15 protein-coding genes are annotated in these 14,355 nt (G+C 69.1%); 9 read left to right on the top strand and 6 right to left on the bottom strand.

What is annotated here, in order from left to right:
• Positions 1 to 5: 5 nt before the first annotated feature.
• Positions 6 to 1,505, bottom strand: coding sequence for an MDR family MFS transporter (locus tag E2F48_RS14615; protein WP_133404702.1), 1,500 nt, complete (start codon positions 1,503 to 1,505; stop codon positions 6 to 8).
• Positions 1,506 to 1,793: 288 nt separating this feature from the next.
• On the opposite strand from E2F48_RS14615, the gene E2F48_RS14610 reads away from it, so the two are divergent.
• The 3 genes from E2F48_RS14610 (at position 1,794) to E2F48_RS14600 (ending at position 4,108) form a co-directional block, all read left to right on the top strand.
• A complete protein-coding gene (locus E2F48_RS14610; protein ID WP_133404701.1) occupies positions 1,794 to 2,570 on the top strand; it encodes a thioesterase family protein in 777 nt (258 codons plus the stop codon).
• Positions 2,571 to 2,654: 84 nt separating this feature from the next.
• Complete coding sequence (locus tag E2F48_RS14605; RefSeq protein WP_133404700.1) at positions 2,655 to 2,939, top strand: DUF427 domain-containing protein; 285 nt, start codon at positions 2,655 to 2,657, stop codon at positions 2,937 to 2,939.
• A gap of 137 nt (positions 2,940 to 3,076) precedes the next feature.
• A complete protein-coding gene (locus tag E2F48_RS14600) occupies positions 3,077 to 4,108 on the top strand; it encodes an aldo/keto reductase (RefSeq protein WP_133404699.1) in 1,032 nt (343 codons plus the stop codon).
• A gap of 21 nt (positions 4,109 to 4,129) precedes the next feature.
• On the opposite strand, the gene E2F48_RS14595 is transcribed toward E2F48_RS14600, so the two are convergent.
• Positions 4,130 to 4,825, bottom strand: coding sequence for a GAF and ANTAR domain-containing protein (locus tag E2F48_RS14595; protein WP_133404698.1), 696 nt, complete (start codon positions 4,823 to 4,825; stop codon positions 4,130 to 4,132).
• Between the two features lie 197 nt (positions 4,826 to 5,022).
• Complete coding sequence (locus E2F48_RS14590) at positions 5,023 to 5,919, bottom strand: diacylglycerol/lipid kinase family protein (RefSeq protein ID WP_133404697.1); 897 nt, start codon at positions 5,917 to 5,919, stop codon at positions 5,023 to 5,025.
• Between the two features lie 216 nt (positions 5,920 to 6,135).
• On the opposite strand from E2F48_RS14590, the gene E2F48_RS14585 reads away from it, so the two are divergent.
• Positions 6,136 to 6,867, top strand: a complete 732-nt coding sequence (locus tag E2F48_RS14585) for a lipoate--protein ligase family protein (protein ID WP_133404696.1) — start codon at positions 6,136 to 6,138, stop codon at positions 6,865 to 6,867.
• Positions 6,868 to 7,026: 159 nt separating this feature from the next.
• On the opposite strand, the gene E2F48_RS14580 is transcribed toward E2F48_RS14585, so the two are convergent.
• Together E2F48_RS14580 and E2F48_RS14575 are read right to left on the bottom strand one after the other, a co-directional pair.
• Positions 7,027 to 7,284 (bottom strand): mycoredoxin, encoded by a 258-nt coding sequence (locus E2F48_RS14580; protein ID WP_133404695.1) that lies wholly within the window; start codon positions 7,282 to 7,284, stop codon positions 7,027 to 7,029.
• Between the two features lie 89 nt (positions 7,285 to 7,373).
• On the bottom strand, positions 7,374 to 7,808 hold the full coding sequence (locus tag E2F48_RS14575; protein WP_133404694.1) for a VOC family protein: 435 nt from the start codon (positions 7,806 to 7,808) through the stop codon (positions 7,374 to 7,376).
• Positions 7,809 to 7,988: 180 nt separating this feature from the next.
• On the opposite strand from E2F48_RS14575, the gene thrS reads away from it, so the two are divergent.
• From thrS to pdxS, 5 genes are all read left to right on the top strand, one after another.
• Positions 7,989 to 10,001 (top strand): threonine--tRNA ligase, encoded by a 2,013-nt coding sequence (gene thrS, locus E2F48_RS14570; RefSeq protein WP_133404693.1) that lies wholly within the window; start codon positions 7,989 to 7,991, stop codon positions 9,999 to 10,001.
• A complete protein-coding gene (locus E2F48_RS14565; RefSeq protein WP_133404692.1) occupies positions 10,001 to 10,630 on the top strand; it encodes an HIT family protein in 630 nt (209 codons plus the stop codon). The genes thrS and E2F48_RS14565 overlap by 1 nt, the downstream gene beginning before the upstream one ends.
• A gap of 3 nt (positions 10,631 to 10,633) precedes the next feature.
• Positions 10,634 to 11,260 carry a phosphatidylinositol phosphate synthase gene (gene pgsA / locus E2F48_RS14560; protein WP_133404691.1) on the top strand — a complete coding sequence of 209 codons (627 nt, stop codon included), beginning with the start codon at positions 10,634 to 10,636 and terminating at the stop codon, positions 11,258 to 11,260.
• A 31-nt stretch (positions 11,261 to 11,291) separates the two neighbouring features.
• Complete coding sequence (locus E2F48_RS14555; protein WP_133404690.1) at positions 11,292 to 12,257, top strand: diacylglycerol/lipid kinase family protein; 966 nt, start codon at positions 11,292 to 11,294, stop codon at positions 12,255 to 12,257.
• Positions 12,258 to 12,374: 117 nt separating this feature from the next.
• Entirely contained in the window at positions 12,375 to 13,289 is a 915-nt protein-coding gene (gene pdxS / locus E2F48_RS14550) for a pyridoxal 5'-phosphate synthase lyase subunit PdxS (protein WP_120169118.1), read from the top strand.
• Between the two features lie 87 nt (positions 13,290 to 13,376).
• Here the strand turns inward: pdxS and E2F48_RS14545 are convergent, their stop codons facing one another.
• Positions 13,377 to 14,165: a PRC and DUF2382 domain-containing protein gene (locus E2F48_RS14545; RefSeq protein WP_133404689.1), complete on the bottom strand. Its 789-nt coding sequence runs from the start codon at positions 14,163 to 14,165 to the stop codon at positions 13,377 to 13,379.
• Positions 14,166 to 14,355 lie beyond the last annotated feature (190 nt).

The following is a 14,355-nucleotide window of genomic DNA, read 5'->3' as shown; positions in this document are numbered from 1 at the left end:
GGAGCCTAGTGCGCCGGCACGGCCTCGGGGTCCGGCGCGTTCTCGGGCTTGCGCACGAAGATGGCCGCAATCACGGCGGCCAGCGAGATGCCCGCTCCCCAGATGAAGGCCACCTGGATGCCGCCGGCCAGGGCCGCCGTCTCCGACTGCCCTGAGGCCGCCAGGTTACCCGCGACGATGGTGGTCACCGAGATGAACAGCGCCGTGCCAACGGCGCCGGCGATCTGCTGCACGGTGCCGAAGACGGCACTGGCGTGGGAGTACAGGTTCGGCTTCACCGATCCGAGCGCCGAGGTCAGCAGCGGGGTCAGCATCAGGGCAAGGCCCAGGCTCCAGATGATGTGGGCGATCAGCACGAGGTAGATCGGCGTGGTTTCCGAGGCGAAGCTCAGGGCCACGAAGGAGGCCCCGATCAGCAGCGACCCCGGCACCAGCAGGACGCGCGGTCCCCGGCGGTCGAAGACCCGTCCCGTCCACGGTCCGAGGACACCGATCAGGACGCCACCGGGAAGCAGCAGCAGACCAGCGACCAGCGGCGACTCACCCAGCACGCTCTGGACGTAGATCGGCAGGAGGATGATCGTCCCGAACAGGGCCATGAAGGCGAGGAACGTGGTCAGGATCGCGAGGGTGAAGTTGCGTGAGGTGAACGTGCGCAGGTCGAGCAGTGCACGGTCGGCGCGCTGGAGCCGGATCTGGCGCGTGATGAACAGCGCCAGGAAGACGATGCCGACCGCCAGGGGAACCCACGCGGGAACAGCGGCTTCAGCACCGGCCTCGCCGAGCCGGCTGAAGCCGTACACGATGCCGCCGAAGGCCAGGGCCGAGAGGATCACCGACAGCACGTCGATTGCACTCTTGCGGGGGGAGGTGACGTTCGTCATCTTCGTGGCGCCCAGGATGAGGGAGACCAGCGCGATGGGCAGGACAAGCCAGAACATCCAGCGCCAGTCCAGGACGCTGAGGATCGCGCCCGCGGCGGTGGGACCGACCGCGGGGGCCACGGAGATCACGATGGAAATGTTGCCCATGGTGCGCCCACGGTTGGCCGCCGGCACGAGGGTCATGACGGTGGTCATCAGCAGGGGCAGCATGATTGCGGTGCCGCTGGCCTGGATCACCCGGCCGGCCACGAGGGTGGCGAAGCCCGGTGCGAGGGCGGCCAGCAGAGTGCCGGCGCTGAAAAGCGACATGGCGACCAGGAACAGCGAGCGGGTATTGAAGCGCTGCAGGAGGTAGCCCGTGATCGGGATGACCACTGCCATCGTCAGGAGGAACGCGGTGCTGAGCCACTGCCCGGCGCTGACCGTAATGCCGAGGTCCTGCACTAGACGTGGAATGGCGACGCCGGTGATCGTTTCGTTGAGGATGACGACGAACGCCGAGACGATGAGGAGTCGGATGACCAAGCGGTCCTTTGCCGAAACCTCGGGTCCGGCCGGCAACGGTGCCGGCTCTGCCGAAGGTGGATCTTGGGACACCTGGGGTGACGTGCTGCGAGCCATGAATTCTCTTTCTGCTAAGACCGCGCCTACTTTTGCTTCTGCCGCATACCGCGGCGGCCCCACTACTCCCGGGCGGGAGCGCCGGCGCTGGGCTGGGCCTCGTTTGCGACAACCCCACGATCCGTCGCTCTATTCCGACGGGAGAAAACGGTTCTTCGAAGGCGTGGAATCCGCGCCGGGCCGTCGCCTCGGATGGCGCGGGCGGAAGGGGTGGCTGCACTAGCATGGTGCGGGTGCGCCGGAGCAGGGTCGGCGCCGTCCACCTTGAGATTCCCGAAGGAGCAGCGCATGTCCGGCTCGTACTACCGTTCGTTGGGGGAGGGCCGGTTTGAGTCGACCGGCCATGCCCAGGGAGCCTGGAATCCCGGGGAGCAGCACATGGCGCCCGTGGCGGGACTGCTTGTGCAAAGCCTGCTGGACTGCGAACCCCGCCCGGACCTGCAGCTGGCCAGGGTCGGGTTCGACATCCTGGGAATGATTCCCGGTGGCGAGTTCGAAGTTGCCACCCGCGTCCTCCGGCCGGGGCGGACGATCGAACTGCTCCAGGCCGAACTGCGCGCCCAGGGCCGCACGGCGGTCACCGCGAGGGCGTGGCGGCTGGCCCGGACCGACACCGCAGAGGTCGCCGCCCTCGAGGATGACCGGATGCCCGGGCCCGACGAGGCGGGCCCCTACGACGGCATGACGCAGTGGCCCGGCGGCTTCATCGAATCCCTCGAGTTCCGCGTGGTGCCCGGCCACCGCCCGGGCCGGGGCCGCATCTGGCTGCGGACACCGCTGGAGCTCGTCGATGACGGACCGACTCCGGACCTCGTGCGCCTGTGCGGCATGGTGGATGCGGCCAACGGGATCGCCGCCCGGGTCCGGCCGGGCACGGGCAGCTGGATGTTCCCCAACGTCGACCTCCAACTGCACTTCCACCGCCCGCCCTCCGGGTCCTGGCTCGGCCTGGACACGAGGGTGACGTTCGGGGCGGACGGGGTGGGGCTCACCTCCAGCGTCCTTCACGATCTGAACGGGCCCTTCGGCCGGTCCGAGCAGATCCTCACGGTCCGCCCGCTGTAATTCCGGAATGGTCAGTGCCGTCCGGTCGTTGGAACAAGTGGGCCGGAACGGTCCGTGCGCACGAAACCCAAAGGAACAGGAACTATGCCAAAGGCAGTCTGGAACAACCAGGTCATCGCGGAATCCGCAACTACGGTTATGGTCGAGGGCAACCACTACTTCCCGAAGGACTCCATCAGGGAGGAGTTCCTCCGGCCCAGCCCCACGCAGACCACCTGCCCATGGAAGGGCCAGGCCCACTACGTCACCCTCGAGGCGGACGGCAAGCAGAGCGTCGACGCCGGATGGTTCTACCCGCAGCCCAAGGACGCGGCCCAGAACATCAAGGACCACTACGCGTTCTGGCGGGACGTCGTCGTCACTGACTAAGGTCGGAAGCAGCGGGAACGCCCGGACACAGCCCAGGCGTGCCCTCGGCACTACAGCACCACCTGCTCCGCCCCGGCCCCATAGCCGGGGCGGCGCCGTAGTGCCGCCCGCAGGACCAGTGCAACGGAAGGGATCGCATGGAGTACCGGAGACTTGGCAGCAGCGGCACCTCAGTATCGGCGCTGGCTCTTGGCACGATGACGTTCGGGGCGGAGGCCGACGAGGCGGAGTCCCACCGCATCCTCGACGCCTACGCCTCCGCCGGCGGGAACCTGATCGACACCGCGGACGTCTACACCGCAGGGACGTCCGAGGAGATCATCGGCCGCTGGCTCGCCCGGAATCCGGCCGGGCGCGACTCGATGGTGATCGCCTCCAAGGGCCGGTTCCCCATGGGCAAGGGCGTCAATGATCTGGGCCTGTCCCGCCGGCACCTGCGCCGGGCGCTCGAGGCCTCACTGACCCGCCTCGGCGTCGACCACCTCGACCTCTACCAGGTGCACTCCTGGGACCCCTTCACTCCGCTCGAGGAAACCCTCGGGTTCCTCGATGAGGCGGTGCGCAGCGGCAAGATCTCCTACTACGGCTTCTCCAACTACACCGGATGGCAGCTGACGAAGGCCGTGATGCTCGCACGGGCCTCGGGGTACAGCGCGCCGGTCACGCTCCAGCCGCAGTACAGCCTGCTGGTGCGTGAGATCGAAGCCGAGATTGTTCCCGCCACCCTTGACGCCGGCATGGGCCTGCTGCCGTGGTCGCCGCTCGGCGGCGGCTGGCTGAGCGGAAAGTACTCGCGGGACACCCTGCCCACGGGAGCCACCCGGCTGGGGGAGAACCCCAAGCGCGGGATGGAGGCCTGGGAGCAGCGCAACGCCCAGGAGCGCACGTGGCGGATCATCGACGCCGTCGGAGAGACCGCGAAGGCCCGCGGGGTCAGCGCCTCGCAGGTGGCCCTGGCCTGGGTGGCGCGCCAGCCGGCCGTCACCTCGGTCATCCTTGGGGCACGGACCGTGGACCAGCTGAAAGACAACCTCGCCTCCGCCGGGCTGGAACTGACTCCGGAGGAGGCGGGCCGGCTCGACGCTGTCAGCGCCCCCCAGTTCAGCGACTACCCCTACGGTGGACCGGCGCTGGAGCAGCGCAGCCGAGCGCTCGACGGAGGGCGCTGAGCCGCCGCTGCGCGTTGGGGCCTACCGCGGCCCGGCCGGACCCGGTCCGCCGGCGAGCAGAGTGCGGGCGGCCGCCGCCAGGGGTGCCCGGCTCTCGCACGCCAGAGAGATCAGCCGCGGCAGCGACTCATCCTCGGTGAGGTGCAGGCGGGCCATCAGGACCCCCCGCGCCATGGCGACGGCGTCCCGGCTGCGCAGGGCCGCCGCGAGCCCGGCGCTGATCCGCTGCGGCATCTCGGTGGTCTGGATATGGCCGAGCAGGGCCGCGGCGGACGCGGCAAATCGAGTCAGCAGGGCCGCGGTGCCGGCGTCGAACGCGGCGGGGGCCGTCGAGTACACCTTGACCGCACCGATGGTAGTGCGGCCGCGCTGCAGGGGGACGCTCACGCATGACAGGATCGGGATCGCTGCGGCGGCCGCGCTCCACCGCGGCCAGCGCGGCTCCGCCCGGGTGTCGTCGACCAGCACGGGTGTGGCCCCGGCCCAGGCGGTGAGGCAGGGGCCTTCGTTCAGCCCGTACTGCAGGGCGTCGACCCGTGCCACCAGCGGGTTGGTATAGCCGGTGCTTGTGGGGGTGCCGGCGGAGATCAGCGTCACCCCCGCGCCCAAGGCTCCGGGGATGGTGTCGCGGGCCGCCTCGGCCAGGAGATCGACCGCGTGGTCGGCTGTTTCACGGGTCAGGAGCAGGCCCCTTGACGCGCCCGAAGACGACTTCAAATTCGTTCAGCGTGGGTTCTGCCACGGTTTGCCTCGCGTTCTGACGCCGGGCGCTGGGCCCGGCTTGAGAGGTCCTCTGCTGAACCTTCGGATCCGCGGAGTTCCCCGCGGACCGGTGCCTTCATCGTAGTTCCCCCGCCGCGGCGTTCTCAATGAACTTCATCAGCGCCCGTCCGCGCGCCGGGCAGGACCCCGGCTCAGCCGAGGACGGCCAGGGCGCGCGGGGCGGCCTCGACCAGAACCTTCGTCTCGGCCGGGGCCGATTTGACCTCGCCGTCGAGCTGGTAGGGCATGGGCTTGACGGTGGTGAACTCGTAACTGCTGACGCTGGGCTGCTTTCCGAGCCCCTTGGAGGCGGCGCGCAGCGCCGTCAGCAGCACCTTCCACTTGGCCATATGGGGAAAGACCACCACTTCGAACTGTCCGTCGGACGGGTGGTCCTCTGCCTCGCTGAGGGTGGCGTACTTCGCCATCTCCGGGATGTTCGCCAGCACGAGGCTGTCGAACCTGCGGTGGACCCCGTCAGTCTGGCGGATCTCGAAGGGCTTGAACTTCGCGAAGGTGCGCACCACCGTCACCATTTCCTTGAGGGCGCCCTTGCTTCCCTTTTCGAGGTCGATGGCCACCACGGGCGTAAGTCCGAAGCCGATGTAGGAGTGGGCGTAGTTTGTCTCGGCGTCCGCTCCCTCGCCGATCGTGATTTTCAGGAGGTCGAGGCGCCGCACTGCGCCCTCGGCGATCGCCTCGGGAAGGGGTTTGGTCCCGGTGGTGCGGCGGTGGTCATTGGCGTTCCCCGCGGCCATCACGGCGCAGACGGCGTCGCTGCTGCCGCTCTGCATCACCCCGTTGACCACCTCGTTGTACCCACCGTCGCCGCTGACCGAGACCACGAGGGCGTTGCCCCGCCGGGCGGCCTCCCGGGCGAGTTCCACTGCATGACCGGCGCGCTCGGTGGGCTGCAGGGTGATCTTCGGAGAGTAGGACAGGAGCCGGGCCAAGTCATCGTGGAGGTCCTTGGCGAGCCGTGGCGCGTCGCCGGTGCTGTTGGGGTTGAAGATGATTGAAACGGAGTCGAAGGTGCGCGCTGAGTCCATGAAGTGCCCCCGGTGGAGTTCGGTGCTGCGAGACGGAACCGGAGCGCCGCGGGTACTGCATCGGGGCGGCCCGGACCTTACAGCTCCAAGAGTGTCATATAGATTGGGCGCGGGGCACGCTGCCGGGCGCTGGCGGCACAGCGGCGGGTCGATCCGCCCGCTGGAGAGCCGGAGCGCAGGTGGACGACGCGGAACGAACGGACGGAGCCGGAGGCCATGGGGAACCCCTGGGAGGGAGCGGACACGCTTGAGGTGCACCAGCTGCGCCGCACGTCGGGTGCCGCCGAGGACCTCGACGCGGCCATCGGGCTCCTGAGGGAGGTGGCCGCAGGGCGGCGCGGCCCCACCCTGCGGCTGTACCGCCCGGAACCGACGGTGGCCTTCGGGCAGCGCGACGCACGGCTTCCGGGATTCCCCGAGGCCAGCGGCAAGGTACGGGCGGCGGGTTTCGAACCGGTGGTGCGCCGGGCCGGCGGAAGGGCCGCCGCATACCACCGGGGCTGCCTGGTCGTCGACCATATCGAACCGGCCTCCGATCCGGTGGCCGCCACCCGCGCGCGCTTCGAATTCTTTGGCGGCCTCCTCGCCCGGGCGCTGCGGGACGCCGGCGTCTCCGCCGCGGTGGGCGAGATCCCAGGGGAGTACTGTCCAGGGGAGTTCAGTGTCCACGGCCCGGCGGGCGGGCAGGGGCGGATCAAGCTGGTGGGAACGGCGCAGCGGGTAGTGGCCGGGGCATGGCTGTTCTCGTCGGTGCTGATCATTGAGGACGCGGCGCCCCTGCGGGCAGTGCTCACCGACACCTATTCGGCCCTTGACCTGAAGTGGGACCCGGCCACCGCGGGAGCGGCCGAGGATCTTCGCCCGGGCATCCGGGTCCGGGATCTTGAGGAAACGGTTCTCGGCGGCTACGACCGGCACGTGCGGCTCGTTCCGGCGCCGGGTCTGTAGGGCCGAACCTGTTTGGGTCGGCAGGTAGGTCCGGACCTGTTTGGCCCGGCAGGTAGGGCCCGACCTGTTTGGGCCGGCAGGCAGGGCCTGACCTGCTGGACCGGCAGCGGGGCAGTGGCCGCAGCCGGCGGAACGTGCCCGCCGGCCGGCCGCTGCGGCCTAGACGCCGAGGCGGGTCTTGACCTCCGCCACGGACGGATTCGTCGCCGTGGAGCCATCGGGGAAGATGACGGTGGGGACCGTCTGGTTTCCGCCGTTGAGCGAGGCGACCAGTTCGGCCGTGCCCTCGGTCTCCTCGATGTTGATGTCGCGGAAGCCGATGCCCTGGGCTGTGAGCTGGGACTTCAGCCGGCGGCAGTAGCCGCACCACGACGTCGAGAACATGGTGATGGTCCCGTTTTCTGGTGTGTAATCCACGGTGCTCCTCCTGGGATGGCTGCAAAAAGTGGTGCTGTTGTGGTTTCAGTACCTATAGGTGCAACGCCGGTGCACGGGTTTCGATTCCGTCAGGCGATTTCGACGATGGACACGGTGCCGTCCGGCTCCACCCTCAGGCCGGGGTTGTAGCAGACCTCCCACCGGAATCCGTCAGGATCCGCGAAGTACCCGGAATACCCGCCCCAGCTCATCTGGGTTCCCGCTGCCACGATCGTCCCACCGGCGGCTGCGGCTTCGTGGAGCACTGCATCGACCGCCTCCGGAGAGTCCACATTATGGGCGAGGGTGAACAGCTGCGGGTTCCCCGGCCCGCCTCCGCCGGCCTCCGCGGCGAGGTGGTCCATGCGGAACAGGGACAGCAGCAGCCCGTGGCCCACCTGGAAGAAGGCCACCTCCTCCGGGACGGAGAGTTTGGGCGTCCATCCCAGCCCGTCTGCGTAGAAGGCGAGGGAGGCCCCGAGGCTGCGCACCCCGAGGGTGATGACATTCACCGTTGAATCCATTCCCCGATCTTCTCACCGCCTCCGCCGGTCCGCGGACGGACGCCCGGGCGTGGCGCGGCGGTTGTTGGTCGCGCCCGAGCGCAGCGGATACGATCAGAGGACCGCGGCGACGCCCGATTCCGGGTGCGCCGGCCTTGAACGCCAGCCATAAGCTCGTACCACTTTCGCAAGGAGACCACTGTGTCAGCGCCCCTACCTATCACCCTCATCGTCGATGGCGAAGAGAACCAGGTGACCGCGGGCACGACCGGTGCCGATCTCTTCCGTGAACGCCGCGACGTCGTCGTGGTCCGGGTCAACGGTGAATTGAAGGACCTCGACCAGCCGCTGCCCGAGGGTGCGCAGGTCGAAGCCGTGACGATGGAGTCGCCCGAGGGCCTCCAGGTGCTGCGGCACTCGGCCACCCACGTGCTCGCCCAGGCGGTGCAGCAGCTGCGCCCCGGCGCGAAACTCGGCATCGGTCCCTACATCACCGACGGCTTCTACTACGACTTCGACGTCGACGAGCCGTTCACCCCCGACGAGCTGAAGCAGCTCGAGAAGATGATGCAGAAGATCGTCAACGCGAACCAGCTCTTCGTGCGCCGCGAGGTGTCCGAGGACGAGGCGCGTCAGGCCATGGCCGATGAGCCCTACAAGCTCGAACTGATCGGGCTCAAGGGCGATGCCTCCGACGAGGAGGGTGCCTCCGTGGAGGTCGGCGCCGGCGGGCTGTCGATCTACGGCAATGTCGACCGGAAGTCCGGCGACGTGATCTGGGAGGACCTGTGCCGCGGCCCCCACCTGCCTAATACGAAGCTGATCTCCAACGCCTTCGCGCTGACCCGCTCCGCGGCCGCGTACTGGCGCGGCAGCGAGAAGAACAAGCAGTTGCAGCGCATCTACGGCACCGCCTGGCCCACCAAGGAGGACCTGGTGGCCTACCGGGAGCGCCTGGCCGAGGCCGAGCGCCGCGACCACCGCCGTCTGGGCTCCGAGCTCGACCTCTTCTCCTTCCCGGACGAGCTCGGCTCGGGGCTGCCGGTGTTCCATCCCAAGGGCGGCGTCATCCGCAAGGCGATGGAGGACTACTCCCGCCAGCGCCACACCGAGGCCGGGTACGAGTTCGTCTACACCCCGCACATCACCAAGGGCCACCTCTACGAGGTGTCGGGCCACCTCGACTGGTACCGGGACGGCATGTTCCCCCCGATGCACGTTGACGCGGAGCTCAATGAGGACGGTTCGGTGCGCAAGCCCGGGCAGGACTACTACCTCAAGCCGATGAACTGCCCCATGCACAACCTGATTTACAAGTCCCGCGGGCGTTCCTACCGGGAACTGCCGCTGCGGCTCTTCGAATTCGGTTCGGTGTACCGGTACGAGAAGTCAGGCGTCATCCACGGCCTCACCCGGGTCCGCGGCATGACCCAGGACGACGCCCACATCTACTGCACGCGCGAGCAGATGAAGGAGGAGCTGACCGGGACGCTGAACTTCGTCCTCGGGCTCCTCAAGGACTACGGGCTCGATGACTTCTACCTTGAACTCTCCACCCGGAACGAGGAAAAGTTCGTCGGGGCCGACGACATCTGGGAGGAAGCGACCCGCACCCTCGCCGAGGTGGCCGAGGAGTCGGGCCTGGAGCTGGTTCCCGATCCCGGGGGAGCCGCGTTCTACGGCCCCAAGATTTCCGTCCAGGCCAAGGACGCCATCGGCCGCACCTGGCAGATGTCGACCATCCAGCTCGACTTCAACCTGCCCGAGCGCTTCGAAATGGAGTATCAGGCCGCCGACGGCACCCGCCAGCGCCCCGTGATGATCCACCGCGCCCTGTTCGGCTCGATCGAGCGGTTCATGGGCGTGCTCACCGAGCACTACGCTGGAGCCTTCCCGGCCTGGCTCGCACCGGTGCAGGTCCTCGCCGTCCCCGTGGCGGAGGCCTTCAACGACTACCTGTACGACGTCGTCGACCGGCTCAAGGCCGAAGGCATCCGCGCCCAGGTGGACGCCGGCACGGACAGGTTCCCCAAGAAGATCCGCACGGCGAGCAAGGAGAAGGTGCCTTTCGTCCTGATCGCCGGTGGTGAGGACCAGGAGGCCGGTGCTGTCTCGTTCCGCTTCCGCGACGGAAGCCAGGAAAACCAGGTGCCCGTCGAGGAGGCCGTGAAGCGTATCGTCCACGCGGTCCGGACCCGGGATAAGTCTCTCTGATGGAGCGGACCCCAGACGCCGGAGCGGACTACCCCGGGGATGCCGCGGCGACGGATGACTTCCAGCTCGCCGGCGTGCCCGATGCCTTCCAGCGCCTGTGGACCCCGCACCGCCTCGCCTACATCAAGGGCGGCCAGGACCAGGTCACCGGCGAGAACGACTGCCCGTTCTGCGTGGCCCCTACCCGCAGCGACGAGGAGTCCCTCATCGTCCACCGGGGCGAACACTGCTACGTGGTGCTCAATCTCTATCCCTACAATCCCGGTCACCTCCTCGTGGTTCCCTACCGCCACCTTCCGGACTACACCGACATCGACGGGGCTGAGACGGCGGAGTTCGCCGATCTGACCCAGACGGCGATGCGGGTGCTTCGGACGGTGTCCAACCCCACCGGGTTCAATATCGGCATGAACCAGGGCCGCACCGGGGGCGCGGGCATCGCGGCGCACCTGCACCAGCATGTCGTGCCGCGCTGGGGCGGGGACGGGAACTTCCTGCCGATCATCGCCCAGACCAAGGCGGTGACGCAGACCCTCGACGAGGTGCGCCGGCAGGTCGCCGCTGGCTGGCCCACCTCCGGGGCTGCCGCGGGTGTGCGCAACGCCAATGCTGCGGAAGGGCGTGCCTGAACCATGCTCAACAAGTACGCGAGGAACTTCTTCACGACCCTGTTCACCCCGCTGGCGGCGCTGCTGCTGCGGTGGGGGGTCAGCCCTGACGCCGTGACCATCGCCGGCACGGCGGGGGTGGCCGTCGGCGCGCTGGCCTTCTATCCGCAGGGCGAGCTCTTCTGGGGCACGCTGTTCATCACCGCCTTCGTCTTCTCCGACGTCATCGACGGCATCATGGCCCGGCTGCGGGGACCGGGCGGCCCCTGGGGCAGCTTCCTCGATTCCACGCTGGACCGGGTGGCCGACGGCGCCGTGTTCGCTGGCCTGGCCGTCTGGTACTTCACCGGCGGGGACTCCGTCCCGACGGCGGTTGCAGCCCTGCTGTGCCTCGTGCTCGGAATGCTCGTGTCCTATGCCCGGGCCAAGGCCGAGGCGCTCGGCTTCGACGCCAGCGTCGGCATCGCCGAACGCGCCGAGCGGCTCGTGTCGGTGCTCGTCACCGCAGGACTGACCGGCCTTGGCCTGCCGGGGGAGTTCCTCCTCGGCGTCCTGGTCCTGCTCGCCCTTGCCAGTGGAGTCACAGTTTTCCAGCGGGTCGCCGCCGTGCGGCGCCAGTCGATGGACCCCCGCCCCGCCGGACAGGGCTGAACCCGGTGCCCTCCAGCGGCCGGACCGCTCGATGAGCGTGCCGCCAGGCGCCGCGCCCGCCCCGCCGCGGGCCCTGCTGATCGTCAACCCCACCTCCGGCCGCGGTCGGAGCCTGAGATTTAGAGCCGGGGTCCGCAGTGCCCTGGCCGGGCAGGGCTACGATGTCGTCGAACATGTGACCCGGGACCTGGCCGACGCCCGCGCGGCCGCCGCCACGGCCGGCCCGGGCTCCCTCGTCGCCTCCCTCGGCGGTGACGGCCTGCACGGGGCCGTCGCCGCCGGCCTCCGCGGCACCTCGGCGGTGCTGCTCGCCCTTGGCGGCGGGCGGGGCAATGACACGGTCCGCAGGCTGGGGTTGCCGGTCAACCCCGTCCGGGCCGTCCGCTCGATGTCAGCCCTGTCGGTGCGTCCCCTCGACCTCGGCTGCGTGAACGGGGTCCCGTTCCTCGGCGTCGCCCACATCGGCTTCGACGGGCTCGCCGCGGAACTGGCCAACGCCGCACGGGTCGGCCTGGGTCCCCTGAGCTACCTCGCCGGGGGAGTGCGGGCACTTCTCGCCTGGAAGGGCGTCGGGTTCGAAGTCGAGGTCGACGGCGATCGGGAGGAGTTTCGCGGCTGGTTCGTCGCCGTCGGCAATGTCGGCCAGTACGGCGGAGGCATCCGCATCGCTCCCGACGCCGCCGCCGATGACGGCCTGCTCGACGTCGTCCGCCTGCGCGGCGGCGGCCGGGTCCGCCTTGTCTCCGTGTTCCTCCGCGCCTTCCGCGGCGCCCACCTCACCCAGTCGGGCGTCGCCTCCTCCCGGGGCCGGCTGGTCCGCCTGACCGCGGCGCCGGGCCTGAACGTCTACGCCGACGGGGAACTGGTCGGGCCCGTCCCCGCCGAAATTACTTTGCTGCCCTCGGCCGTCCTGGTCCTGGTGCCGCGCTCCTCTCCGGCGCTGCGGGAAAACCAGGCGGAGGCGCCCGGGCGCCCGCGCGCCGGAGCCGGCGGGTAGCCGCCCTTCCCGGACGCGGCGCCGACCCGCGGAACGGCCCGGAACGGGCGCGGTGTGCCGGCCCGTCCGGGCGTATTATGGGATGCGTTACCTTTTACCAATCTTTAGGGGCTTTCTGTGTCCACCGTTGACGACAATTCAACAACCGCCGCTTCGACCGGCGGCAGCCGCGTCAAGCGCGGAATGGCTGAAATGCTGAAGGGCGGCGTGATTATGGACGTCGTCACGCCGGAGCAGGCCCGGATCGCCGAAGACGCCGGCGCGGTGGCTGTCATGGCCCTCGAGCGGGTTCCGGCCGACATCCGCGCCCAGGGCGGGGTCTCGCGCATGAGCGACCCCGACATGATCGACGGCATCATCGACGCCGTGTCCATCCCCGTGATGGCCAAGGCCAGGATCGGTCACTTCGTCGAGGCGCAGGTGCTGCAGTCGCTCGGCGTCGACTACATCGACGAGTCCGAGGTGCTGACCCCTGCGGACTACTCAAACCACATCGACAAGTGGAAGTTCACGGTGCCCTTCGTCTGCGGCGCCACGAACCTGGGCGAGGCGCTGCGCCGCCTCAACGAGGGCGCGGCGATGATCCGCTCCAAGGGCGAGGCCGGCACCGGCGACGTCTCCAACGCGACGATGCACATGCGCAAGATCCGCTCGGAGATCGCCCGGCTCTCCTCAATGGCCGAGGACGAACTGTACGTTGCCGCCAAGGAACTGCAGGCGCCCTACGAGCTGGTCAAGGAGGTCGCCCGGGAGGGCCGCCTGCCGGTGGTGCTCTTCACCGCCGGCGGCATTGCGACCCCTGCGGACGCCGCCATGATGATGCAGCTCGGCGCCGACGGCGTGTTCGTCGGTTCGGGCATCTTCAAGGCAGGGAACCCCGCCGAGCGGGCCGCCGCCATCGTGAAGGCGACGACCTTCCACGACGACCCGGACATGGTCGCCAAGGTCTCCCGGGGCCTGGGTGAGGCCATGGTGGGCATCAACGTCGACGAGCTGCCGCAGCCGCACCGCCTCGCCGAGCGCGGCTGGTAGCAGGCGCACCGGGGGCTCAACGCACGAACAGAAGGGGCACCGCCAACAGGCGGTGCCCCTTCTGCGTTCCCTCTGGGGGCCGGTGGATCAGTGCCGGCCGCGGCCGAGGTCGCCGTCGGGTTCGATCTGCTCCTTGCGGACTTCCTCGTTGACCGTGTGCTGCTCGGTCACCGTCTCCTTGTCGAGGCGGACGCGTTCGACCGGTACGGCTTCCTTCTCGACGACGGGCCGCTCCTCGTGCAGGACGACCTCGTGCTCCTCCTCGCTGATGGCCGGGCCGGCCATTGCGGCGTCGCGGTTGGCGTCGGTGATCGGCTCACGCTCGAGGCGGACCTCTTCGTGCGACACCGGAACCGTCTGGGACACGTTCTCGGAGACCACGAACTTGCGCAGTCGCACCCGGCCGGCTTCGCGCGACTCGGTGCCCACGCGCAGCTGCTCCTCCGAACGGGTCATTGCCTCGTCGGTGGTCGGTCCGGAGGTGTCGTGGCCGACGGCTTCACGGCCGGTGGTGGTGCCGGTGGTGTCGTAGTCGACGTCGCGTGTCCCGTCGGAGCCGCCGTTGAGGCTGTAGTGCCGGTACAGGCGGTCCTCCTCCTCGGGGCTCAGGTGGCCGTCCTTGTCCACCTTGGGAGCGTCCTTGACGAGGTCCTTGCTATAGGGCACGCGGACGTCGTTGCCGTCAACCGATGCGGCCTGGAGCGGCACGAAGGACTCGGAGGTGCCGAACAGGCCGGTGTTGACCGTGACCCAGCTGGGCTGCCCGGTCTCGTCATCGACATACAGCTGGCCGATCGAGCCGAGCTTGCCGCCGTCATTGGTGTACACGTTTCCGCGGCCGGCGGCCAGGTCGTTCAGGTTTTCCTGGGTAATCATGTTTCTCCTTGGTGTTCACGAAGGTGTTCACTGGCTCCGCCGTGGTGGGCGGGGCCGTAGTGGAGGTCATGGGCACGAGGCCCCGGGCTGCTTGCACCGCCCACTCTAGGGGCCCCGGAATTAAATGGCAAGCCTGCTTACTACTAGTCGATCTAGCGGTAGGCTACTAGCGTTGAAACGGCGATCGGCA

This window comes from Arthrobacter crusticola, from assembly GCF_004357995.1.
Classification (GTDB): Bacteria; Actinomycetota; Actinomycetes; order Actinomycetales; family Micrococcaceae; genus Arthrobacter_D; species Arthrobacter_D crusticola.
The sequence above is the reverse complement of the archived record's forward strand: the minus strand, read 5'-3'. Positions and strand labels throughout refer to the sequence as shown.